Origin of the sequence: Pseudomonas sp. BJa5 (genome assembly GCF_030272875.2) — a bacterium.
GTDB lineage: Bacteria > Pseudomonadota > Gammaproteobacteria > Pseudomonadales > Pseudomonadaceae > Aquipseudomonas.
On record NZ_JALRNG020000053.1, the window covers coordinates 23,500 to 32,661 of the forward strand.

11 protein-coding genes are annotated in these 9,162 nt (G+C 64.8%); 9 read left to right on the forward strand and 2 right to left on the reverse strand.

Annotation, left to right across the window (positions count from 1 at the left end):
• Window positions 1-4 precede the first annotated feature (4 nt).
• The 3 genes from M2D63_RS23510 (at window position 5) to M2D63_RS23520 (ending at window position 1,957) form a co-directional block, all read left to right on the forward strand.
• Window positions 5-427 carry a hypothetical protein gene (locus M2D63_RS23510; RefSeq protein WP_285865460.1) on the forward strand — a complete coding sequence of 141 codons (423 nt, stop codon included), beginning with the start codon at window positions 5-7 and terminating at the stop codon, window positions 425-427.
• A 47-nt stretch (window positions 428-474) separates the two neighbouring features.
• The gene (locus tag M2D63_RS23515) at window positions 475-1,413 is read left to right on the forward strand and encodes a 2-hydroxyacid dehydrogenase (protein WP_285865461.1); all 939 of its coding nucleotides are present in this window, start codon (window positions 475-477) and stop codon (window positions 1,411-1,413) included.
• Window positions 1,414-1,549: 136 nt separating this feature from the next.
• Window positions 1,550-1,957 carry a GFA family protein gene (locus M2D63_RS23520; protein WP_285865462.1) on the forward strand — a complete coding sequence of 136 codons (408 nt, stop codon included), beginning with the start codon at window positions 1,550-1,552 and terminating at the stop codon, window positions 1,955-1,957.
• Here the strand turns inward: M2D63_RS23520 and M2D63_RS23525 are convergent.
• A complete protein-coding gene (locus M2D63_RS23525) occupies window positions 1,950-2,843 on the reverse strand; it encodes a LysR substrate-binding domain-containing protein (protein WP_285865463.1) in 894 nt (297 codons plus the stop codon). The genes M2D63_RS23520 and M2D63_RS23525 overlap by 8 nt on opposite strands.
• 154 nt (window positions 2,844-2,997) lie before the next feature.
• Between M2D63_RS23525 and M2D63_RS23530 the strand changes: the two genes are divergently transcribed.
• The 3 genes from M2D63_RS23530 (at window position 2,998) to M2D63_RS23540 (ending at window position 5,208) form a co-directional block, all read left to right on the forward strand.
• Window positions 2,998-3,939, forward strand: a complete 942-nt coding sequence (locus M2D63_RS23530) for a DMT family transporter (protein WP_285865464.1) — start codon at window positions 2,998-3,000, stop codon at window positions 3,937-3,939.
• 59 nt (window positions 3,940-3,998) lie between these two features.
• A complete protein-coding gene (locus M2D63_RS23535; RefSeq protein WP_285865465.1) occupies window positions 3,999-4,337 on the forward strand; it encodes an FKBP-type peptidyl-prolyl cis-trans isomerase in 339 nt (112 codons plus the stop codon).
• Window positions 4,338-4,545: 208 nt separating this feature from the next.
• On the forward strand, window positions 4,546-5,208 hold the full coding sequence (locus M2D63_RS23540) for a histidine phosphatase family protein (protein ID WP_285865466.1): 663 nt from the start codon (window positions 4,546-4,548) through the stop codon (window positions 5,206-5,208).
• 13 nt (window positions 5,209-5,221) lie between these two features.
• Here the strand turns inward: M2D63_RS23540 and M2D63_RS23545 are convergent, their stop codons facing one another.
• Window positions 5,222-6,136: a LysR family transcriptional regulator gene (locus M2D63_RS23545; protein ID WP_285865467.1), complete on the reverse strand. Its 915-nt coding sequence runs from the start codon at window positions 6,134-6,136 to the stop codon at window positions 5,222-5,224.
• Window positions 6,137-6,241: 105 nt separating this feature from the next.
• On the opposite strand from M2D63_RS23545, the gene M2D63_RS23550 reads away from it, so the two are divergent.
• The 3 genes from M2D63_RS23550 to M2D63_RS23560 are packed head-to-tail and all read left to right on the forward strand — an operon-like array spanning window position 6,242 to window position 8,775.
• Window positions 6,242-7,483, forward strand: a complete 1,242-nt coding sequence (locus M2D63_RS23550; RefSeq protein WP_285865468.1) for a D-amino acid dehydrogenase — start codon at window positions 6,242-6,244, stop codon at window positions 7,481-7,483.
• 35 nt (window positions 7,484-7,518) lie between these two features.
• The gene (locus M2D63_RS23555) at window positions 7,519-7,869 is read left to right on the forward strand and encodes a RidA family protein (RefSeq protein WP_285865469.1); all 351 of its coding nucleotides are present in this window, start codon (window positions 7,519-7,521) and stop codon (window positions 7,867-7,869) included.
• A 9-nt stretch (window positions 7,870-7,878) separates the two neighbouring features.
• Window positions 7,879-8,775 (forward strand): transporter substrate-binding domain-containing protein, encoded by an 897-nt coding sequence (locus M2D63_RS23560; protein ID WP_285865470.1) that lies wholly within the window; start codon window positions 7,879-7,881, stop codon window positions 8,773-8,775.
• The last annotated feature ends 387 nt before the right edge of the window (window positions 8,776-9,162 follow it).

Here is a 9,162-nt window from a genome sequence, read left to right on the forward strand (position 1 = left end):
CCTTATGAACAGCATCGCACGCCTGACCCTTCTTTCCCTGGCCCTGGGCCTGAGTGCGTGTACTGTTCAGCCCTACGAACCCTCTACTCCGCCCATCGAAAAGCTGCCACCGGCGCCGGCCGGCAAGCCGGCACCGCGTCCGAGCACAGTGCCGGGCACGGCGCCGAGCAAGCCTGCGGTCACCCCGGCGTCCAAGCCGATGCCACGCACCTCGGCCAGCTTCGCGCCGCCACCGGGCGGGGCCAGCCACTGGGACCCGCGCCTGGGCGTCTACGTGCTTGAAGGCCAGACCAACACCTTCTACCGCCAGCGCACCTACTACCGCTGGAACAACGGCTGGAGCTGGTCGACCAACCTCAACGGCCCCTGGCAGGAAACCGACAGCAGCGGCGTGCCAGGCGGTCTGGGCCGGGCTTTCGCGCAGTAGGTCGAAGTCCGCATAATGCGCCCTGGCCATTTGCCCGGGAGCATGAAATGACACAGACGGTACTGGTGCTGGTAGAGACAGTCGACGACTACCTGCCCTTGCTGGAGCAGCAGGGCTTTCGCCTGGTTCGCGCCCAGACCCCGGCCTTGCGCGCCGAGGCCATCGCCCGCCAGGGCGGCGCGATCGATGCGGTGCTGACTCGTGGTCCGCTGGGGCTTACCGCCGATGAAATCGCTGCCTTGCCGGCCTTGAAGATCATCTGTGTGATTGGCGCCGGCTACGAGCAGGTCGACCTGGCTGCCGCAGCGGCACGCGGCATCACCGTCACCAATGGCGCCGGGGCCAACGCTGCGGCGGTGGCCGACCATGCCATGGCCTTGCTGCTGGCGGTGGTGCGCGACATCCCCCGCGCCGATGCCTCGACCCGGCGTGGCGAGTGGAACCGGGTCATCAGCCCCTCGGTCAGTGGCAAGCGCCTGGGTATCCTCGGCCTGGGCGCGGTGGGCCTGGCGATTGCCAAACGGGCGGCGCTGGGTTTCGACATGCAGGTCAGCTACCACAACCGCACGCCGCGCAGCGATGTGCCCTACACCTACTGCGACAGCCCGCTGGCGCTGGCGCAAGCCTCGGACTTCCTGATCGTCGCCACCCCTGGCGGTGCCAACACCCGCCAGATGATCGACAAGCCTGTGCTCGAAGCGCTGGGGCCGGACGGCTTTCTGGTGAACATCGCCCGTGCCAGTGTGGTCAGCACCGCCGACATGGTCGAGGCGTTGCGCACTGGCGCCATTGCCGGTGCCGGGCTGGATGTGTTCGATGACGAGCCGGCGGTGCCGGATGCCCTGAAAACCCTGGGCAATGTGGTGCTCACACCGCATGTGGCCGGGCAGTCGCCGGATGCGGCGCGCGATACCGTGGAACTGGTGTTGAAGAACCTGCAGGCGTTCTTTGCCGGCGAGCCGGTGTTGACCCCGGTGACAGCTTGACCCATCGCAGGCTACGCCAGCTCCCACAGGGGCGCGGTGCATACCGAACCTGTGGGAGCTGGCGTAGCCTGCGATGAGGCCCATCCGGCCAGGTGCTAGACTCAGTCGCTCCCTCTCCCAGCAAGGAGCTTTGACCATGTCCCTGGAAAAGCACGGTAGCTGCCTGTGCGGTGCCATCAAACTCAGCGTCAGCCTGGAAAACGCCAGCGTCGATGCCTGCCATTGCAGCATGTGCCGCAAATGGGCCGGTGGGCCGCTGTTCTCGGTGCACTGCGCGGAGCCGGTAAAATTCACCGCCGGCACGCCGAAGTTCTACGACTCCTCCGAGTGGGCCGAGCGCGGCTTCTGCGACCAGTGCGGCACCCACCTGCTGTACCGCCTGAAAAACGGCACGTTCGACTCGGTGTCGGTCGGGGTGCTGGACGGCGATACCGACTGGATCTTCGACCTGCAGGTGTATGTCGACAGCAAACCCAAGTACTACTGCTTTGCCAACCAGACCAAGACCATGACCGGCGCCGAGGTCGAGGCCCTGTTCAGCTGAGCGCCAGCAACCAGGCGGCGAACACCTGCGCCGCCGGCGAGCAACTGGCCTGTTTGTCGTGCACCAGGTAGTCGGCCTGGCCGGTGTGCACGACGAACGGCGAGACCTGGCGGATCGAACCCTGTTCGATGCGCTCGCGGGCCATGAACTCCCAGCCCAGCCCCACGCCCATCCCCTGCATCACGGCCTCGAACACCAGGTTGACCTGGTTGAAGGTCACCGCATCGGCCGGTGCCTTGTACGCCAGGCCCTGATGGCCGAACCAGTCCTGCCAGTCCAGGCAGTTCCAGGCCGAGGCATCCAGCTGGATCAAGGGCAGGGCCTGCAGTTCGTTCAATGACTCGACTTCGGGCAATGGCCGCCTGGCACTGGCGATCGGGTAGATGGTTTCATCGAACAGCTTGTCGGCCTTGAGCGAACTCCATTGGCCATGACCGTAGAGAATGCCGAAGTCGTAGTGGGCAATGTCGCTTTCGCCGATCTCGTTGCTTGCGTGGATATTGACGGTCAGTTCCGGGTGCTGCTCGTTGAAGCGCAACAGCCGCGGGAACAGCCAGTACTGGGCCACCGCATGGGTGCAGATGACGCTGACATTGCGGCTGCCATGGCCGCTTTTCAGGCGCAGGACATTGGCCAGCAGGCGTTCGAGCATGGGTTCGACAATGGCATTGAATTCGCTGCCTGCCGTGGTCGGGGCGATGCCCCGGGCGCGGCGTTCGAACAGGATGGCGCCGAGGTGTTCTTCCAGCAGCTTGATCTGCTTGCTCACCGCGCTCTGGGTCAGGTACAGCTCGCTGGCGGCACGGGTGAAACTGCCGGTGCGCATTACCGCCTCGAAGGCGATCAGGGTATCGAGCGGGGGCAGGTGACGGCTGAAGCGGCTCATGCTGACTATCCGGTCTGGGGAATGGCTGCATCATAGAATCGATGCTTTGCGCGGGGAAGGTATTCTCAAGAGGAATGCCTGCATGCCGAATGATCTTTTGCCCGGCGCCTGTGCAAGGGATAGCCTGCGCACTTCTTCGAACAGGAGCAGGCACGTGAGACTGGGTGTGGCGTATGCCGGTATAGCTGGCGCGATGTGGGGATTGGTACTGATGGTGCCGCAGCTGTTGCCCGAGTTCAGCCCGGTGCTGCTCAGCTGCGCCCGCTTCGTGCTGTTCGGCGTGGTGACTCTGGTGCTCGCCATCCCCATGCGCAAGGCCCTGGGACGGCTGACCTTGAAGGACGTGTGGATGCTCGGGCGCCTGGCGCTGATCGGCAACCTGCTGTATTTCATCTGCCTGGTGGCGGCCATCCAGCGCCTTGGCGTGGCGCCGGCTTCACTGATCGTCGGGGTCTTGCCGCTGACCATCACCCTCTACGGGCGGCATGACAGCGGCGGGGTGGCGCTCAAGCAGTTGATCGGACCGCTGGCGCTGATTCTGGCCGGGATGCTGTGCATCAACCTGCAGACCTTCGCGGTCGAGCAGGGACCTGTGGGCGACAAGATCGCCGGCGTGCTCTATGCCCTGGTGGCCCTGGCCTGCTGGACCTGGTACGCGGTGCACAACAGCCGCTGCCTGAAACTGAGCGGGCATTTCGACAGCCACCAGTGGTCGGTGCTGTGCGGGGTGATGACCGGCCTGTTCAGCCTGGTGCTGGTGGCGGCGCTGGCACTCTGGCAGCCCGCCCAGTTGCAGGTGGATGCGCCGATTGAGCGCTGGAGCCTGTTCTGGCTGTACAGCCTGGGCTGCGCGATTTTCGGTTCGTGGCTGGCGGCGCTGTTGTGGAACGCCGCGTCCAAGCGCATGCCGCTGACCTTGAGCGGCCAGTTGATTGTCTTCGAAACCCTGTTCGCCTTGCTGTATGCCTTCATCTGGCGCCAGAGCGGGCCGAGCCTGCTGGAAGCGGCGGCGATCGTGCTGGTGATCGGCGGTGTCTGCTGGTCCATGCGCCAGCACAGCCCTGTGGGAGCGGGCTTGCCCCGCGAAGCGATGTGATTGACAGTACGCCATCGCGGGTCAAGCCCGCTCCCACATCCCACAACACGAGGTCAAACATGAGCAGCGAGCTGCAAATCATCGATATCCAGCTGGGCGAGGGCAAGGAGGCCGTCAAGGGCGCCCTGATCACCACCCAGTACACCGGCTGGCTGGATGACGGTACCAAGTTCGATTCTTCCTACGACCGCGGCAAGCCGTTCCAGTGCGTGATCGGTACCGGCCGGGTGATCAAGGGCTGGGACCAGGGCCTGATAGGCATGAAGGTCGGCGGCAAGCGCAAGCTGCTGGTGCCGTCGCACCTGGCCTATGGCGAGCGCAGCATGGGCGCGATCACCCCGCATTCGAACCTGACATTCGAAATCGAGCTGCTGGAAGTCCTCACCCGCGACGACTGATCGACGGTCGTAATTCGGCAATATCAAGGTATTACAATTACTTGTGCTCAGGGTTGAGCAACCAGGGATCGAACCAATCGGGTTTATCGCACTCTCAGATAGCCCCGCACCATGGACGGTACGACAGACAGGGATCACCCGCGGCTTCGGTCGCGGTGTGTCGCCGGCGGGTCAGCCACACCCCTTTTTGCCGTAAAGAGTTCGTTTCATGAAGTTGCCCACCCTGTTCAAGCGTCACCGCCATGTCCTGTGTTCCCTGGTTGCGCTCGCAGGTGTCACGCTACTGGCCAGCGAGGCTATCGAAAGCCGCGCCGAACCTGTGGATGGCACCCAGACCCTGGTGTTCCTGCGCCATGCCGAAAAGCCCGGCGAAGGCCTGGGCCAGCTCAATTGCCAGGGGCTGAACCGCGCCCTGGACCTGGCCACCTTGCTACCGGAAAAATTCGGCAAGGCCGACTATGTGTTTGCCGCCGATCCGTCCCGTCATGTGGAAGAAGGCAGCAAGGACGACGCCTACAGCTACATCCGCCCGCTGATGACCATCAGCCCCAGCGCCATCAAGCTCGGCCTGCCGGTGAACATCGACTTTGGCGCCAACGACACCGCCGCACTGGCCGACGAGCTGCTGCAGGACAAGTACCGCAACGCCACCGTCTACACCGCCTGGTCCCACGGCTACCTGCCCGAACTGATCAACACCGTGGCCGGCAAGGCCCTGGGCGAGAAGCGGGTGATCACCGAGGACTGGGACGGTGAGGATTTCGATTCGATGTATGTACTGACCCTCACCTGGCACGACGGCAAGGCCAGCCTGCTCAGCCGCAACTACAAGCAGGGGCTGAACAACGGCGAGCACAGCTGCCCGAGCTGATCGCCGGCCGGGCTCAAGGGCGGGGCAGGGCAGGCACCCGGGCGATCTGCTCACGGGCATGCTCGCCGAACAGCTGCAACAGGTCGTCCAGGGTGTGTGGATGGCTTTCGTTGGCCCGGGTCAGGGCATACAAGGTGATCGGCAGCGGTGGATTGAGAGGGCGTACCTCCGTGTGCTGCGAACCCAGGGCGGTGAAGGGATCGATCAGCGCCAGCCCGGCGCCGGACTCGACCATGGCCCGGGCCAGGGAATAGGTCTGCACGCGAATGCCGATACGTGGTGCCGGTTCCAGGTTCTTCAGGTAGCTGCCCACCTGCGCGGCCAGTGGATCGCTGCTGCTCAGGCCGATCAGCGGTGCGCCGGCCAGGTCTTCCACCGCCAGCGGTGAGTCCAGGCTCGTCTCGCGCCAGTAGCCCTTGGGCGCCAGGGCCACCAGCACACCATGGGCCAGGGGTTGCACGCTCAGGCCGGGGTGGTCGGGGTGACGCAAGGTCAGGGCGACGTCGATCTCACGCATCAGCAATTGCTGCACCAGCTCGCGGCTGTGCAGGCTCGAGAGTTCGCATTCGGACTGCGCATGGCGCTCGGACCACTGGCTGATCACCGGCGGCAACAACGACAGGGCCAGGGCCGGCGTGGCGCCAATGCGCAACTGCAGGCCGGGTTGGCGACGCAGGCTGGCGGCCAGGCGGCGCACGCCTTCGACGCTGTCGCTGACCTTGTCCACCTCGCGCTCCAGGGCCAGGGCCTCGGGGGTAATCTGCAACTTGCCACGCACGCGCAGGAACAACGGGAAGCCCAGTTGCGCTTCGGCGTGCTGGAGAATCTTCGACACCGCCGGCTGGGTCACGTGCAGCAAATGCGCTGCGCCGCTGATCGAGCCGGTCTGGCGGATGGCCTGGAACACTTCGATGTGACGCAAACGCATGCTGGACCCCATAACCTTTGTTTATGGCCGGGCCATTTTTATTCATTATCCGGCGGCTGTCACCGGCCCTAACCTGAAGGCCTTCGGATTTGTGGATGAACTCTCATGGCACAGCGGGTAACGGTTATCGGCGGCGGCGTCATCGGCCTGGCAACAGCCTATGCCCTGGTACGCGAAGGCTTTGCGGTGGACCTGATCGAGGCGCGCGACAGCCTCGGCGCGGGCACCAGCTTCGCCAACGGCGGGCAGTTGTCCTATCGCTACGTCTCGCCCCTGGCCGATGCCGGCGTCCCGCTGCAAGCCCTGGGCTGGTTACTGCGCAGCGACTCACCGCTCAAGCTGCGCCCGCGCCTGGACCTGGCCCAGTGGCGCTGGCTGGCGGGCTTCATGGCGGCCTGCCGGAGCTCGGTCAACCGCAGCAATGCCGCCCACCTGTTGCGCCTGGCCCTGCACAGCCAGGCCACCCTGGCGCAGTGGCGTGAAAGCGACCGGCTGGAGGGCTTCGCCTGGCGGCGCAACGGCAAGCTGGTGACCTTTCGCAACCCGGCCAGCTTCGCCCATGCGCGCAGTCATCTGAGCGATCCGCAGGGCCAGCAGGTGCTCGATGCCGCGGATATCGCCGCGCTGGAGCCGGCCCTGGGCGATGCGCCGTTCATTGGCGGGGTGTTCACCGCCGACGAAGAAGTCGCCGACTGCCATCGCTTCTGCCTGGCCCTGGTCGAGCGCCTGCAGGCGTCCGGCCAGTGTCGCCTGATGTTGGGGCAGCCGGTAACCGGCATTCGTCATGCGAATGGCGCTATCCAGGCGCTGGAGTTGGGCGGACAGGTCGTGGCGGTGGAGCGCCTGGTGCTCTGTGCCGGGCACCGCAGCGCCAGCCTCGGTCTGCCGGGCCTGCAACTGCCGATCTATCCGCTCAAGGGCTACAGCCTCACCGCACCGATCCTGGCCGGTCAGCAGGCGCCGGAGGTCAGTATTACCGACTACGACCGCAAGATCGTCTATGCGCGTCTGGAGGATCAACTGCGCGTTGCGGCCATGGTCGATATCGTCGGCTTCGACGAGTCCCTGGACCCGGCGCGGCTGGCCAGCATCCGCCAGCTGGCGGCGACGACCTTCCCCGATGCCGCCGACTATAGTCAGGCCCGGGAGTGGGCCGGCATGCGCCCGGCGACCCCCAGTGGCGTGCCCTTGCTGGGCGCGACGCACTACCGCAACCTCTGGCTCAACCTTGGCCACGGTGCCCTGGGCTTTACCCTGGCCTGTGCCAGTGGCGCGCTGCTGGCCGAACTGATTGCCGGCCGCGCGCCGTCGATCGACTTGCACGGGCTGTCCCCAAGGGCGGCCTGACCTTCACAAGAACAACAACCGCAAGGAGTGTCCCGATGTCGATAACCCGTTTGCACAGCAACGAGCGCATGAGTGCCGCCGCCCTGTTCGGGCAGTTGGTGTTCCTGTCCGGCCAGGTGCCGACTGCTGCCAGTGATATCCGCGAACAGACCCGCGAGGTGCTGGCGAAAATCGACGCACTGCTGGCCGAGGCGGGCAGCGACAAGCGCCAGTTGCTCAGCGCGACCGTCTACCTCAAGGACATCGCCGGCGATTTCGAGGCGATGAACGAGGTCTGGTCGGCCTGGCTCGAACCCGGCCATGCACCGACCCGCACCACCGTGCAGGCCGAACTGGCGCGCCCCGGCGTGCGTGTGGAAATCACTGTCACTGCCGTGCGCGGCTAAGAGGTCGTCATGTTCAAACCCGCTCTGCTTGCCCTGTCGCTGGTGTTTGCCCATTCGGCCCTGGCCGACAGCGCACCACTCACCGGCAGCCTGAAGAAAATCGCCGACTCGGGCAGCATCACCCTGGGCTACCGGGATTCATCCATTCCTTTTTCTTATATCGGTGACCACAGCGGCAAGCCCATGGGCTACTCGGTGGACCTGGCCGGGGAGATCGTCAAGCACCTGCAAAGCAAGCTGGCGATGCCGGACCTGAAGGTGCGCTACAACCTGGTCACCTCGCAGACGCGGATTCCGCTGGTGCAGAACGGCACGGTCGATCTGGAGTGCGGGACCACCGGCGTTACCGCCGAGCGTGCGAAGCAGGTGGACTTCTCCTACGGCTTTATTTTCGTCAAGGGCCAGTTGTTGACCAAAAAAGGCAGTGGTATCCAGGGGATGGATGACCTCAAGGGCAAGAATGTGGTCAGCACCGCAGGTACCACCAATGAGAAGTACCTGAAAAACTACAACGTCGAGCACAACCTCGGTGCCTTCGTGATCAGCGCCAAGGACCATGGCGAGGCATTCATGATGCTGCAGTCCGGTCGCGCCGCGGCGTTCTACATGGATGACGCGCTGCTCTATGGCGAGCGGGCCAAGGCGCGCGATCCGCATGACTGGGTGGTGGTCGGTGAGGCGCAGTCGAAGGAAATCTACAGCTGCATGGTGCGCAAGGGCGATGAGCAGTTGCTGGCGGCGGTCAACGAGGCGCTGGCGGAGGTCTACCGCAGCGGCAGGATCGAGGGCATCTACCAGCGCTGGTTCGAACAACCGATTCCGCCCAAGGGCCTGAACCTGGAGTTTCCGATGACCAGCGAGCTGAAGGGGTTGATTGCCCAGCCGTCGAGCGCGCCGGTGCAATAAGGCCGTACTTGTAGCCGACTGCTTTGCAGTCGATCGCAGGCTTCGCCAGCTCCTACGGTCGGCGGGCGATTGCCGGGTATCTGTGGGAGCTGCCGCCAGGCTGCGATCGGCCGTGAAACGGCCGCAAAACCTGTCGGCGCAATTCCTTCAGACCCACCAAGCTGAACCGATTGCGACTGCTGCGCAGTCGATCGCAGGCTGCGCCAGCTCCCACAAAGACAGTTGCTCCTACAGTGCTTGGCAGGTGCAGACCCTCGGTTGTAACTGTGGGAGCCAGCGGAGCTGGCGATGGGATCGACGCAGAGTCAGAGGTTGTGCGTCGTTCGCATCGCAGGCTTCGCCAGCTCCCACAAAGACAGTTGCTCCTACAGTGCTTGGCAGGTGCAG